Source organism: Flavobacterium sp., assembly GCF_031381455.1.
Lineage (GTDB): Bacteria > Bacteroidota > Bacteroidia > Flavobacteriales > Flavobacteriaceae > Flavobacterium.
This window is the reverse complement of record NZ_JANMXZ010000006.1, coordinates 1-13,740: the sequence shown is the minus strand read 5'-3', so window position 1 is coordinate 13,740 and position 13,740 is coordinate 1. Positions and strand designations below refer to the sequence as shown.

Below are 13,740 nucleotides of genomic sequence, written 5' to 3'. Positions count from 1 at the left end.
GGCGCTCTTGATGCTGCCGATGTTGCCGTGGTTTTCTATTCGCCTGATGCGGTTAAGATTAAGCAACTGGAGGAAGTAAGTTATGACCAAATTGCACAATCATTCCAACGTGATGATTTGATTATTTATACTAATCCTGTTGAGTTTAAAGAGTTTCTTTTTAATTACGATTTGAATAATTCAGCTTTGCTCTTAATGAGTTCCGGGAATTATGGCGGATTAAATTTTGATGAGGTGAAAGGATTGATTAATTAAATTAAAATTCTTACATTTATCATTATTTTATGTAATGATGAGCGAACAAAATTTCTCCATAAAGAATTGGGCAGAAGATGATAAGCCACGCGAAAAGCTAATGCTAAAAGGTAAAACTGCGTTGAGCGATGCCGAGTTAGTAGCCATTCTCATTGGTTCGGGAAGCCGGAATGAAAGTGCAGTAAGTTTAAGCAAACGCATTTTATCAAGCGTTGATAACAACCTGAATGCCTTAGGAAAATTATCATTAAAGCAATTAATGGAATTCAAAGGAATAGGCGAGGCGAAAGCAGTTTCAATCGCTGCTGCTTTAGAATTGGGAAGACGACGCAGAGTAGAAGAAGTTGTAGAACTTCAAAAAATAACGTCAAGCAAAGCCGTTTTCGAAATCATGCAGCCTATAATTGGCGAATTGCCACACGAGGAATTTTGGGTTTTATATCTCAATAATTCCAATAAAGTAATTTATAAATCGCAACTTTCAAAAGGCGGAATTACAGGAACGGTAGTCGATGTGCGATTAATTTTCAAAACGGCATTGGAACAAGGTGCTATTTCCATAATTTTGACCCACAATCATCCTTCGGGCAAATTGCAGGCAAGTGATGCCGACAAGGATATTACCAAAAAACTAAAAGTGGCCGGAGAGCAATTAGATATAAAAGTCCTCGACCATATTATAATTACCGAAACTGGTTATTTCAGTTTTCAGGACGAAGGGATTTTTTAAAATGAAAAACATAACAGACATTTTCTTCGATTTAGATCACACGCTTTGGGATTTTGATAAAAATTCCATTTTAGCATTTGATAAAATTTTTGCAGAACATCATCCAACTATTGATACTAATCAGTTTGTTGAAATTTACGCTCCTATAAATCAAGCGTGTTGGAAGTTGTATCAGGTTGATAAAATTACACATGAAGAGTTGCGCTATACTCGTTTGCGACAAGCGTTTGATGTGTTGAATTATACTATTTCTGATGATGAAATAAATCACATTGCGCATTATTACATCGAGTATATGCCTGATAATAATCAGTTGTTTGATGGTGCCATTGAGGTTTTAGAATATTTGCAACCAAAATACAATTTGCACATTATTACTAATGGTTTTGCCGAAGTACAGGGAAAGAAAATCACTAAATCCGGTTTGGGAAATTACTTTAAAACGATAACGAATTCCGAAATGGCAGGTGTAAAAAAACCGCACGCTACTATATTCGAGTATGCACTATCTTTGGCTAACGCAAAAAAAGAAAATGCTATCATGATTGGTGATTGTATCGATGCCGATGTTCGTGGCGCGATAGATTTCGGAATGAAAGCCATATTGTTTGATGAAAAAAGAATCTACGACGAAGAAGGATTACATACTATTAATCATTTATTAGAATTAAAAAAAATATTGTAAAATGAAGAAAATTGTATTGTTGTTTATTTTAATTTCGAGCTATGCCTTTTCGCAAAGCATTAATGATTATCAATATGTGATTGTACCTGTAAAGTTTGATTTTTTAAAAAAAGACGACCAATACAGACTGAATACATTAACCAAATTATTACTGCAGAAATATGGTTTTAAGGCGTATTTAAACAATGAAGAAATTCCGTTAAATTTAGAGAGATGTAATTTCTTATATGCTAATGTTATAGAAAACAGCGGTATGTTTAGCACTAAAGTAAAAGTAGTTTTGAAAGATTGCAAAGAGAATGTGGTTTTTGAAACTCAATTAGGTGAAAGTCGTGAGAAAGATTATGCTTCAGCTTATAATGAATCATTACGAAAAGCCGGAAAATCATTTGATGAATTGAGTTATCAATTTAGTGGGAAAAATGGAGTAACTAATGAAGTGGACATTTCTGAAAAATTGGCTGGTAAAACTTTAGGTGAGCATTTAACGGAAGCTGTCGCAATTGATAACTTAGAACCTTTCTTATTTGCTCAACCAACTACTAATGGATTTCAAGTTGTAAATAACGAACCAAAAGTTATTCTTCGTTTGTTCAATACTTCGCAAAAAAACGTCTTTATTGCGGAAAGAGAAACTATAAAAGGTGTAGTAATTTTAAAAAACGGACTATGGTTTTTTGAATATTATGAAAATGCAAAATTGGTTTCAGAATCTTGGAACCTTAAGTTTTAGTCTTCAGTCGCAGTCACAGTTTTCAGATTAATAAAAATACAGTTATGGATTTCAGAGAATTGTTAGCCTATAAAAAAGCATTCGATTTAGCAATGGAAATTTATGAGTTATCAAAATCATTTCCATTAGAAGAAAAATATTCTTTGACTGATCAGATTCGACGTTCGTCAAGAAGTGTGTGTGCTAATATTGCAGAAGCATATCGAAAAAGAAGATATCCTAATCATTTTATTAGTAAATTTACGGATAGTGATGCAGAAAATTCTGAAACCAATGTTTGGTTGGAATTTGCTTTTGAATGTAATTATATAACCAAAGAAATCTATCAAGAATTAAGTGCAAAAAATATAGAAATCGGAAAACTTATCAATTATATGATAAACAATCCAGGTAAGTTTGGAGTCAGCTGAATACTGCGACTGCAAACTGCCACTGCAAACTAATAACCATACTTATCTTTCCAGCGATTTTTTAAGAAGTTGCGCAATTCGTTCTCACGAGCATTATTTCCGGGTTTGTAGAAAGCAGTGTTTTTGATTTCATCCGGTAAATATTCCTGTTCTGAAAAGTTGTTTTCATAGCTATGCGAATATTGATATTCTTCGCCATAACCCAATTCTTTCATCAACTTAGTTGGCGCATTTCGCAAATGAATTGGCACCGATAAATCGCCAGTTTGCTTCACCATTTGCTGTGCTTCACCGATTGCCATATAACTCGCATTGCTTTTAGCAGAAGTGGCCAAATAAACAGCACATTGACTCAGGATAATTCTGCTTTCGGGATAACCAATGGTTGAAACCGCCTGAAACGTATTATTAGCCATAATGAAAGCTGTTGGATTGGCATTCCCAATATCTTCGCTGGATAGAATTAACATTCTTCGAGCAATGAATTTCACATCTTCTCCGCCTTCAATCATTCGGGCCAACCAATACACCGCGCCATTTGGATCACTTCCGCGAATGGATTTTATAAACGCTGAAACTATATCGTAATGCTGTTCACCGGTTTTGTCATAGAGCACTGTATTTTGTTGGACCAATTGCAAAACTTTATCATTAGTGATTGTAATTGGGCCTTCAGGGCTTGCGTTTACGACCAGTTCAAAAATATTTAATAGCTTTCGACCATCGCCACCCGAAAGTCGCAGTAGCGCTTCGGTTTCTTTTAGTTTTATTTTTTTGGAAGCCAAAAAAGTATCTTCCTTCATCGCTCGATTTAATAAAGCCAATAAATCTTCTTTTGAAAATGGATTTAAGATATACACCTGACAACGTGACAATAGCGCTGGAATAACTTCAAAACTTGGATTTTCGGTTGTGGCACCAATTAGTGTTATCCAACCTTTTTCTACAGCCGCCAAAAGGGAATCCTGTTGCGATTTGCTAAATCGGTGAATCTCATCAATAAACAGAATTGGATTTTTTGCTGTGAACAAACCACCGCTAAGTTTGGCTTTTTCAATTACCTCGCGAATGGCTGCCACACCACTATTGATGGCGCTTAATTCATAAAACGGGCGATTACTTTGCTTGGCAATAATTTGTGCTAAAGTCGTTTTTCCGGTTCCTGGTGAACCCCAAAAAATCATAGACGGAATTATGCCACGAGCAATTTGTTGGGTCAACGAACCGTTTTCACCAACAAGGTGAAGCTGACTGATATAATCGGCTAATTGTTGTGGTCTGATGCGCTCGGCAAGTGGTGCTTCCATGGTGTAAAAATACAGTTTTAATTTTTTTTTCGAAGCCAATCTTTAGGCATTTTATAAACCATTTTCCCGCTGTCCGTTATATCTTGTCCCAAAAGACAAGATGCCACTTCCATCGGGGCTAATTACAAGCTGTCGGCTTCTTTTAAACAAACTTAACCACGAAGTTCACAAATACTTTTCACGAAGCGCACTAAGGCCTTGTGTACTTTGCGCCTTCTTTGTGCACTTTGTGGTTAAAATTAAATCAAACTGACAAAATTGCATTACTTTTAGTTTGGCTGTATTTTTGACAAAAGCAAAAAGTATTTTTAATTTTACTATGAACGATTATCATCATTTTAAGTTTACTCCTTCGGTTTGGTTATTGCCGACATTGCTGCTTATTCTGATATGGTTTGTTTTCTTTTTGGAACATAGTTTGAATGTTAATTTGACTTCACACGGAATTTTACCAAGAACAGTTTCGGGTTTGCAAGGTGTAATTTTTAGTCCGTTTCTTCATGGAAGTTTGAATCATATAGCCAACAATTCTATTCCGTTATTTATACTAACCACAGCGTTGATTTATTTTTATAGAGATATTTCATTAAAAGTATTGTGCTATGGTATTTTACTTTCCGGTCTTATAACTTGGGTAATTGGTAGAGAATCCTATCATATTGGTGCCAGTAGTTTGATATATGTTTTGGTTTCTTTTATTTTTTTTAAAGGAATGATGACTCAGTATTATCGATTGATGGCTTTATCAATGGCGGTTGTGATGTTTTATGGCGGAATGATTTGGTATGTTTTTCCAGATATCGACAAGACTATTTCCTGGGAAGGACATTTGGCAGGTTTGATAACTGGATTTTTCTTTGCAGCGTATTATAAAACTCCCGATTATAAAAAAGCCATTCTATACGATTGGGAAAAACCTGATTTTAATCCGGAAGAAGATATGTTTATGAAGCATTTTGATGAGAATGGAAATTTTGTCAATACTTCAGAACCAGAAGAGCTAATTGTAGAAATAACACCAACTCCAGCTCAATACGTTTATGTTTTTAAGGAAACTCCAAACGATACCAAACAAAGCGATTAGTTTACTGTTTAGCCCCGATTGAAGCAACTACCGCGTAGTGCGGAAAGCGGGAATATGGTCGGCTGATAATGCCCGAACCACTAGCTTCCAAATATCAAATATCTAAAATTTAATATCTAATATTTCTTACTGTCTTTGTCTTACGGTTTCATATAGAAACGCACCACAAGCTACGGAAACATTTAATGAACCAATAGTTCCAAACATTGGAAGTTTAGCTTTTTCGTCAACGATTTTTAATACAGATGGATTGATTCCTCTGTCTTCACTTCCCATGATAATGGCCACAGGTTCGTTTAGTGAAATATCGTAAATGTTTTGGTCAGTTTTCTCAGTGGCAGCAACGGTTTTTATTCCGCTTCCCTGAAGGTGGAAAATGGCATCTTTGATATGTTCAACTTTGCAAATAGGAACATTAAATACAGCACCTGCAGAAGTTTTTACGGTATCACCATTTACTGGAGCAGAACCTGCTTTTTGAACAATGATTCCGTCAACACCAGTACATTCAGCCGTACGGATAATGGCACCAAAGTTTCGGGCATCACTTAATTGGTCGAGGATCAAAAACAACGGAGTTTTCCCTGATTCAAGCACTTTTTCAATCAATGTTTCTAAATCATGAAAGGCAATAGGAGAGATTGTCGCTACGGCACCTTGATGATTATTAGAAGTTAATCGGTTTAGTTTTTCGACGGGAACATAAGAGAAGTTGATGCTTTTTTGTTTCATCACTTTCATTAATTCCTTCATTAAATCGCCTTGTGTGTCCGATTGAATAAATACTTTATCAATTGCTGCCCCTGATTGAATTCCTTCTATAATTGCTCTAATCCCGAAGATTTGATGTTCTTTTTCCATAGCGCAAAGATATAAAAAAACCACCTCGTTTTTTGGAACGAGATGGTTTTAGATTATAAAAACATTCTAAGATTAGTTAACGTCCCAGAATATTTTTGTTAATAAAGTATTTCCACCAATTGCAGTAGAAGCAGCTTCAAGGTTTGTTGCATTTAAAGTTTCTTCTCTAGCTGGATAGGTTAATCTTGTTGGAACGAAATCTTCATCTGCACCAGCAGGCGCAATTAAAACTGGGAAATCCAATCTTCTGAATGATGTCCAGCTTTCAAGTGCACGATTGTATAACGCAATATAAGCTTGTTCCCCTATTTTTTGTTTCCAAGTACCTGTTGCAGTTGCATAAGCTACGCTTGGTTGTGCTAAATAAGTCGCAACATCACCACCAGAAACACCCCAATAGCTCATAGACGCTGTAATTGCGGCGTTGTAATGAGATTCGGCAGTACCACCAACAGTAATACCTCTTTCAACAGCTTCAGCTAAAAGGAATTCCACTTCAGTGTTGTCCATGATTAAACCTTCAAAAGTTGGCTCTAATAACAAATCACCGATATGAGAGAAGTTGTCATAATTATTACTTGCCCCAGGAATTCCGCCTTCATAAATACCACCAACTTGTGTAAAGAAAACGGCTCTTCTAGGATCGTTTAAGCCATTCATTTTTTCTATAATGGTACTTGTTGGAACAAAGTCGTCTCTTCCACTTGCAACAACATCCACAAAAACTGGGTTTGCGTTGGGTTGTGTTCCCAGGTAGGCTAGAGCAGCATTATTGCTATTGCTTAAGATAACGCCGTCGCTTACTGCGGCTAATACTTGTGCAGTAGCATACGCATGATCAACATCATCCATATTAATTGCCATTTTCAATCTTAATGAATTAGCAAACAATTTCCATTTTGCTACATCACCACCGTAAATTAAATCTGCAGGTCCAAAACTATCATAGCCTGAATCTAAAGCCGCCGAAGCTGCCGTTAATTTAGTGATTAAGTCTTTATATATTGTCTCGGCATCATCATATTTTGGATTAGGAAAACCCACAATATCCAATGCTTCTGTGTAAGGCACATCACCAAAAGTATCCACTAAAACAGAATAGGAATAAGCAGACATAATATCAATAACATGTCCTTTATTTGATCTCACAATTTCTTGGTCTGCTATTTCCTGAGGCGAACCTACGTATACTTCGGTAGCTAAAACTGTTCTAGATTCTTTCAAATCTTTTAATACATCTCTGTAAAGAACAGCCCAATGATTGTCAGGAATCGTTCTAGTTCCAACATCATAGTTACTTTCGTCAGTATAGGTTGTTTCAGTCCATTGTTGTGTAAACAATCTAAAAACATTAAAGTTTACACTTGTACTTACCATTTGATCAACCACGTTCTTTTGAGCATTGGTGAACAGGTAAACTGCAGGTACAACAGTAGGGTCTTTTGTGTTTTGGTTCAGCCCTGTTATATCGTCAGTACAAGAAAATATTCCTGTAAAGACTACAATCATTAATAATATCTTTTTCATTATTTTAAAATTTAAATGTTAAGTTACATCCAATATTTCTTGTTGTAGGTAATGAACCAACAGAATATCCAGATGATAAATTACCTGAACCTAGACCGCTTTCTGGGTCGGCATCTGGTAAATTTTTCTTAATAATCCATAGGTTGGTACCAACTACACTAAATCTTATTCCGTCAATTGATAGTTTGTCTGTCCATTTTTTAGGTAAATCATAACTAATAGCAACTTCTCTTAGTTTTATGTATGATGCATCGTAAACAAAAGCTTTATTAGGTTGTCTTCTGTACCCAAAACTGTTACCAAAAAATGGTGATCCTGGAGCTCTTGTTGTATTTGGAGTTCCGTCAGCAAGTACACCAGGAAGGATTATACCTCCTGAATCAGCACCGCTTGTAACAGGATCTCTGATTGGATTTCCAAGGTCGTTAAGAGCAGCAGTTTCATCGTATAAACCAGTTGCTAAACCATAAGATCTGTCTAGAGAAAATATGTCTCCTCCTTTTTGCATATCAATTAAGAAACTAAACGAAAGATTTTTGTAATTGAATTTGTTTCTGATACCGCCAATCCAATCTGGAGTTACATTACCAATAATATTATTAGAGCTGCTATTGATTAAGTATCTACCATTTGGACGTACAACTCTTTGACCATCTAAATAAGTAAAGTCTGTTCCTTTAATAACGCCATAAGGTTGGCCTACTTGTGCATTAATGGTTACACCGCCTTGAAAACTACCCAATTGCAAGTTCTCGATACCATTAGTAAGTGAAATAACCTCATTTCTGTTACTCGACCAGTTTAAAGTTACATCCCATGAGAAATCTTTAGTTCTTACTGGTGTACCCGTTACTTGTAACTCAAATCCTTTGTTTTGAACTGAACCCGCATTAACTATTCTAGCATTATATCCTGTAGAAGTTGAATAGGGAACATTAAATATTTGATCAACAGTTAACGATTTGTACATAGAAAAATCTACAAAAAGGCGTTTATTAAACATATTCAATTCCAAACCAATTTCTTTGGTATCCGTTTTAACAGGCTTTAAGTTTGGATTGTTTTTAATTGAATTTACAGAATACAACGAAGCATCAGTACCAAATGAATCTCCTCTGTCATAAGTATCGATTAAAGATTGTGTTGGGCTACCCAGAGGACTTTCTGCGTAGGCAACTCTTATTTTTCCGAAATTCAACCAACTTTGTTTAACCAGTTCAGAAAAAATTAAACTTCCACTGATTGATTTAGTTGTTAATACATTATCATCTTTAGGTAACGAAGCAAAAGCATCTCTTCTTACTGTACCTTCTAGATAGAACAATTTTTCAAATCCTAAAGTTAACTGACCATAATAGCTATTTACACCACCACCGTTGTTATCTTGTTCAACAGGGTAAGGCAAAGTTCCAACAGAGTTGGAAAGACTATAAAGACCTGGTAAAAGTAAACCACCTTGAGTTGAAGCTAAAATGCTGCTTGAACCAACTCTTTTAATTGTTCCTCCAGCCAAAGCTCTAACATCAAATTTGCCATAATCTTTGTAGGCATTGAAAATTAAATCATAGTTGTTTTCACGATACGTTCTGTTATATCTTTGGTAGCCTGAAGGTTCGTCTAAACGGTTAATTCCAAATTCAGAAGCTACAGAACCTTGACTTCTTCTTTCTTCTTGAATTTCAGAGTAAGAATCATTAGATATTCTTGTTAAAGCAGATAACCAATCATTAATTTTGTAATCTAAATTAATGTAACCCAAAAATCTGTCTCTACTATCACTTGAGTAGTTTTTATTTCTTTGGAAGTAAGGGTTATCCCAATATGCCGGAGTTAAATCGGTCGGTGACTTGATGTTCCATGTAACGTTTTGACCACCAGAAGCATTGTAAACTTGTTCCAACGATTTGATATCAACGTTTGTTTGCCACCATTGACGGAAGTTTGACATGATATTGTCATTGTATCCTGTAGAGTTTCTACCTACGGTGTTTTGATTTATAAAACTAGCAAAAACAGAGGCGCTTAATTTTTCAGTAAATTTATGATTGAATTTTGCACTAAAATTATTTTTCTTTAATTCACTGTTTGGTAATAAACCAGTTTGTTTCAAATTAGAAAAATTAATCAAAAAGCTCGATTTATCATTTCCGTCCTCAACTGAAATGGAATTGTTTAAAGAAAGTGGAGTTTCAAAAAATGTTATAGGACCATTTTTTGCATTTTTCCATTCCGTTTTCTGACCAAAATTTGGAGAATAGGGTGTGAAAGCATCCCATTGATAAACCATTTGTCCTTCAAATGGAGCACCAAAAGAGGCATCTTCATAAAATGGAACTAATAAATCAGCATTTCCGTCACCATCAATGTCGTCTTCGTTAAAATAGGAATCTTCGTTCGGACCATAGTACAATCCGTAACCTGCACCATATTTGTTTTGATATTTAACAAAAGTGCTTTTATCAATACTTCCTACAATTACTTCACTTGAAACGGTAACACCCATTCCTTTTTTGCCTGCTTTTCCTTTTTTAGTAGTAATCATCAAAACCCCATTTCCTGCTAGATATCCATAAAGGGCACTTGCAGCTGGGCCTTTTAAAACGTTAACAGATTCAATATCTGCAGGGTTAATGTCAGAAGCGGTGCTACCATAATCGAATGATGTTCCTCTACCATTTCTTTGAGCATTAGAATTTGTGTTAGAGTTATTAACAGGCACACCATCAATAACGATAAGCATTTGATTTCCTCCCGTCAAGTTTCTAATACCTCTTCCAACAACATCAGTAGAACCTCCGAAGTTATTGTTTCTTCTGATTTGAACTCCGGCAACTTTACCCGATAAATCATTTAAAACATTTCCTCCAGTTCCACCGGCGTTAAGGTCGGCGCCTTTTACCTCTTGTGTTGCATAACCAAGAGATTTTTTTTCTCTTTTTACACCAAGAGCGGTTACAACTACGCCTTCGAGTTCAACAGCGTCTTCAGCCAACTTTGCATTAATTTTTGTTGATGAAGCCAAAATTTCTTGCGATTTCATTCCAACGAAATTAAAGATAAGTGTTTGTGTTGGGGTTGCACTTATGGAATATTTTCCATCAATGTCAGTTTGAGTACCCGACGTAGTTCCCTTTACGAGAACATTTACTCCAGGGATTGGTATACCGCTGTTATCGCTAACAACTCCAGTAACAACCCTTTCTTGTGCAAAAGATATTTGCACCAACAACGCTATAAAAAGCGTTAAGAATCCATTTAACTTTGTTTTCATTTTATAATTTGGTTATAATTAGTCCTTCAAAAGTCTTGAAAATTTATCAGAAATCCAAATGAATTGTTAAAATACATTGTTAAAATTGTCAGAAAGTGGGAATTATATAAAATGACCCAAGAATTCTAAAAAGGTAGCTTATAATTTTAAATGAAGAATCGATAAACTACGCGTTTTTTTAACAAATGATTGGCGGGTTTAATTTTTGAATTAAAAACTTGCTTTAAAACTGATGTGGACGATAGAGTTTGAGAGCTTTATGACTTGTTCATTAGTGCTTCCGTTTGCATAGACGATATTAAAAAGTCCATTTTTGGTTAATAATCCAAACCCAAAACCCAAACCGAGAAGATTTTGATCGCTGTTTGCTGTCATGTCTTGGAGATAGCCGTAGTCAATAATAGAATGCACATACAAATTTGGAGTAAGTACGTATCGGTATTCGGACAGAATTGAACCAAATAAATTTCCTTGCAAACTATTTTCGTTAAAACCACGGATTGAATTTATACCGCCAAAGCGTTGTAGCTCGTTTACGATGTAGTTGTCGCTTTGGAGATAGAAATTTTGAGATTTGATGTTTATAATGTTTTTGGGATTCAGATAGAAATTGTGTTTTACAAATAGGCTTCCGAAAAATTGACTGTCAGAAATCAGTTTCGTATCTCTTTTACCAGTGCCAATTTTTAAATCAAAAGAAGTTTTCTCCGGGAAAAGAAAGTCATCATTTTTAAAATCGACATATTCTAATGCTGTTGTTATGTACGAATTGTCAAAATCGCTTAAGGTCGAAGAATTCACATTTTGAATATCGCTTGATTCTGTAGATTGATAGCCAAGATACAGGCGAGTGTTATAATTGAAATAATACCCCAAGTTTATGGCAGTTTTTGTGTTTTGAAAAGTACTGTCTTGTTTGAATATATTTAATTCTGCTTTTATTCCTAATGGGCTTTTGAAAATATAAGGCAGTTCAACGCCAAGATTAAATGTTTTTTGGTCTTGACCATCGCTTTTCCAGTACAAGGATAATTTTTCTCCAGAATTTAAAACATTGTTCAAAATCAAATCCACATAACCACTAAAAACAACTTTATTGGTTTCGTCGTTAGTAAAGCCTACATAACCGTCAAAAGTATTTGGTTTTGTTTTTTCAAGATAGACATAAATTTTGGTGGAGTCTTTTGTAAAAAGTATTTCAGGATATTTGCTTTGTTTGACAAATCGGAACTTTTCAAAATCATTATATAGTTTGTCTAAATTCTTTTGATTGAAAACTTTATTCCGATACAATCGGATGATATTTTTTTTATGTCCAACGGGAAATTTATCATAACCATTAATCACAATATCGTTTACTTGCCTTTTGATTTCTTTTGTAATTGATAAGTCAGCGGTCAGAAAGTCTTTTGATTTTTGAATATTGACAAGTTTTACTTTCGCCATGGAAAAACCATTGGTTTCCAATTTTTTTAAAGTTGCATTTAAAAAGGGCTCGGTTTCTTCGTAAGGAATGGTTAAAGTGTCGTTTTTTATACTGTAATTACCAGCGATATTTTCTTGTGATTTTATACCTACATATATGCGTGCATAATTTATTTTTTTTCCAAGGGTATATTTAAAGAAAAAAGTAGAATCATTTGATTTGAAATTTTCTTCAAGCTGACTTTCCAAATATCCTTTTTTGCTTAGCTTATCGTAAAATAAATTATTCTCATCTAGGATTGATTTGGCATTTTGATGCTTCAAAACATAGCCAATACTGTCAATAATTTTGTTTTCTTTTTCGGTTTGCCCGATAATTTTCAGATAAAATTCCTGAGCAGAAATGTTTCCGCTGACGATAATTATGAAAAAAAAGAGAAAAATCTTTTTCAAAAGTCTAATTGTTTGCCTCAAAATAACGCAAAAAATCTGTTTTTATTGTTGTTAATCGTATCGAATAATAATTTGTTTGAAATAGCCATTCGCGGGGCTTCATTTTTTAAAGGTATAGGCAATTTAATGGCTATTCTTTATCTCATTAAAAGACAAATATTTAATTGATAAAAAAATTAATTAATTACGATTTGTTTCATTGAAAATAATTACTACATTTGCAACCCCTAAAAAAGCGGGAATTTAATAAATAAAAGAAAAATTAGTATTTAATTATGCCAACAATTCAACAATTAGTAAGAACAGGAAGAACTCAGATCACTAAGAAGAGTAAATCGGTTGCTTTAGATTCTTGTCCTCAAAGAAGAGGTGTTTGTACGCGTGTTTACACTACTACTCCAAAAAAACCAAACTCGGCAATGCGTAAAGTTGCGCGTGTACGTTTGACTAATGGAAATGAAGTGAATGCTTACATCCCAGGAGAAGGACACAATCTACAAGAGCACTCGATAGTATTAGTGCGAGGCGGAAGGGTAAAAGATTTACCAGGAGTTAGATACCACATTGTGCGTGGTGCGCTTGACACATCAGGTGTAGCAGGAAGAACACAAAGAAGATCTAAGTACGGTGCTAAACGCCCAAAAGAAGCAAAAAAGTAATCTAAAAACTTTAAAGTAAAGACATGAGAAAAAGAGCGGCAAAGAAAAGACCACTTTTACCAGATCCTAAATTTAACGATCAGTTAGTAACACGTTTTGTGAACAACTTGATGTGGGATGGTAAGAAATCAACAGCTTTCAAAGTGTTTTATGATGCAATGGATATCGTAGAAGCTAAGAAGCAAGATCAAGAAAAATCGTCAGTAGATATCTGGAAAGATGCACTTACAAACGTTATGCCTCACGTAGAAGTACGTAGTCGTAGAGTAGGTGGAGCTACATTTCAAATTCCAATGCAGATTAGACCAGCATAACTGTTTAATTTGTGACATGCTTAATG

11 protein-coding genes and 2 pseudogenes are annotated in these 13,740 nt (G+C 34.9%); 8 read left to right on the top strand and 5 right to left on the bottom strand.

The genetic code is table 11. From position 1 onward, the window contains the following. From RMN97_RS01310 to RMN97_RS01290, 5 genes and pseudogenes are all read left to right on the top strand, one after another. Nucleotides 1–255 (top strand): annotated as a pseudogene (locus RMN97_RS01310) (peptidoglycan synthetase); the annotation flags it as partial. A 37-nt stretch (nucleotides 256–292) separates the two neighbouring features. Beyond that, nucleotides 293–985: a RadC family protein gene (radC, locus tag RMN97_RS01305; RefSeq protein ID WP_309612717.1), complete on the top strand. Its 693-nt coding sequence runs from the start codon at nucleotides 293–295 to the stop codon at nucleotides 983–985. 1 nt (nucleotide 986) lies between these two features. Beyond that, nucleotides 987–1,670 carry a YjjG family noncanonical pyrimidine nucleotidase gene (locus tag RMN97_RS01300; protein WP_309612716.1) on the top strand — a complete coding sequence of 228 codons (684 nt, stop codon included), beginning with the start codon at nucleotides 987–989 and terminating at the stop codon, nucleotides 1,668–1,670. Nucleotide 1,671: 1 nt separating this feature from the next. Continuing rightward, nucleotides 1,672–2,403: a hypothetical protein gene (locus RMN97_RS01295; RefSeq protein ID WP_309612715.1), complete on the top strand. Its 732-nt coding sequence runs from the start codon at nucleotides 1,672–1,674 to the stop codon at nucleotides 2,401–2,403. A 44-nt stretch (nucleotides 2,404–2,447) separates the two neighbouring features. Next, entirely contained in the window at nucleotides 2,448–2,813 is a 366-nt protein-coding gene (locus RMN97_RS01290) for a four helix bundle protein (protein ID WP_309612714.1), read from the top strand. Nucleotides 2,814–2,842: 29 nt separating this feature from the next. Here RMN97_RS01290 and RMN97_RS01285 read toward each other — a convergent pair whose 3' ends face one another. After that, nucleotides 2,843–4,120, bottom strand: a complete 1,278-nt coding sequence (locus RMN97_RS01285) for a replication-associated recombination protein A (protein WP_309612713.1) — start codon at nucleotides 4,118–4,120, stop codon at nucleotides 2,843–2,845. Nucleotides 4,121–4,439: 319 nt separating this feature from the next. Here RMN97_RS01285 and RMN97_RS01280 point away from each other — a divergent pair, with 319 nt between their 5' ends. Next, nucleotides 4,440–5,204, top strand: coding sequence for a rhomboid family intramembrane serine protease (locus tag RMN97_RS01280; protein ID WP_309612712.1), 765 nt, complete (start codon nucleotides 4,440–4,442; stop codon nucleotides 5,202–5,204). A 126-nt stretch (nucleotides 5,205–5,330) separates the two neighbouring features. Here the strand turns inward: RMN97_RS01280 and rlmB are convergent, their stop codons facing one another. From rlmB to RMN97_RS01260, 4 genes are all read right to left on the bottom strand, one after another. After that, nucleotides 5,331–6,065 (bottom strand): 23S rRNA (guanosine(2251)-2'-O)-methyltransferase RlmB, encoded by a 735-nt coding sequence (gene rlmB / locus RMN97_RS01275; RefSeq protein WP_309612711.1) that lies wholly within the window; start codon nucleotides 6,063–6,065, stop codon nucleotides 5,331–5,333. 72 nt (nucleotides 6,066–6,137) lie between these two features. Further along, entirely contained in the window at nucleotides 6,138–7,592 is a 1,455-nt protein-coding gene (locus RMN97_RS01270) for a SusD/RagB family nutrient-binding outer membrane lipoprotein (RefSeq protein ID WP_309612710.1), read from the bottom strand. Between the two features lie 4 nt (nucleotides 7,593–7,596). Then, nucleotides 7,597–10,863 carry a SusC/RagA family TonB-linked outer membrane protein gene (locus RMN97_RS01265; protein ID WP_309612709.1) on the bottom strand — a complete coding sequence of 1,089 codons (3,267 nt, stop codon included), beginning with the start codon at nucleotides 10,861–10,863 and terminating at the stop codon, nucleotides 7,597–7,599. A 210-nt stretch (nucleotides 10,864–11,073) separates the two neighbouring features. After that, complete coding sequence (locus tag RMN97_RS01260) at nucleotides 11,074–12,741, bottom strand: hypothetical protein (protein WP_309612708.1); 1,668 nt, start codon at nucleotides 12,739–12,741, stop codon at nucleotides 11,074–11,076. Between the two features lie 275 nt (nucleotides 12,742–13,016). Here RMN97_RS01260 and rpsL point away from each other — a divergent pair, with 275 nt between their 5' ends. Continuing rightward, on the top strand, nucleotides 13,017–13,400 hold the full coding sequence (rpsL, locus tag RMN97_RS01255; protein WP_007136570.1) for a 30S ribosomal protein S12: 384 nt from the start codon (nucleotides 13,017–13,019) through the stop codon (nucleotides 13,398–13,400). Between the two features lie 23 nt (nucleotides 13,401–13,423). After that, a pseudogene (locus tag RMN97_RS01250) lies at nucleotides 13,424–13,708 on the top strand (30S ribosomal protein S7); the annotation flags it as partial. Nucleotides 13,709–13,740: the final 32 nt, after the last annotated feature.

Coding starts and splice junctions, on each gene's coding strand:
- RMN97_RS01300 (WP_309612716.1), top strand. CDS start 987: ATGAAAAACATAACAGACATTTTCTTCGATTTAGATCACACGCTTTGG.
- RMN97_RS01285 (WP_309612713.1), bottom strand. CDS start 4,120: ATGGAAGCACCACTTGCCGAGCGCATCAGACCACAACAATTAGCCGAT.
- RMN97_RS01290 (WP_309612714.1), top strand. CDS start 2,448: ATGGATTTCAGAGAATTGTTAGCCTATAAAAAAGCATTCGATTTAGCA.
- RMN97_RS01270 (WP_309612710.1), bottom strand. CDS start 7,592: ATGAAAAAGATATTATTAATGATTGTAGTCTTTACAGGAATATTTTCT.
- rlmB (WP_309612711.1), bottom strand. CDS start 6,065: ATGGAAAAAGAACATCAAATCTTCGGGATTAGAGCAATTATAGAAGGA.
- RMN97_RS01280 (WP_309612712.1), top strand. CDS start 4,440: ATGAACGATTATCATCATTTTAAGTTTACTCCTTCGGTTTGGTTATTG.
- rpsL (WP_007136570.1), top strand. CDS start 13,017: ATGCCAACAATTCAACAATTAGTAAGAACAGGAAGAACTCAGATCACT.
- RMN97_RS01265 (WP_309612709.1), bottom strand. CDS start 10,863: ATGAAAACAAAGTTAAATGGATTCTTAACGCTTTTTATAGCGTTGTTG.
- radC (WP_309612717.1), top strand. CDS start 293: ATGAGCGAACAAAATTTCTCCATAAAGAATTGGGCAGAAGATGATAAG.
- RMN97_RS01295 (WP_309612715.1), top strand. CDS start 1,672: ATGAAGAAAATTGTATTGTTGTTTATTTTAATTTCGAGCTATGCCTTT.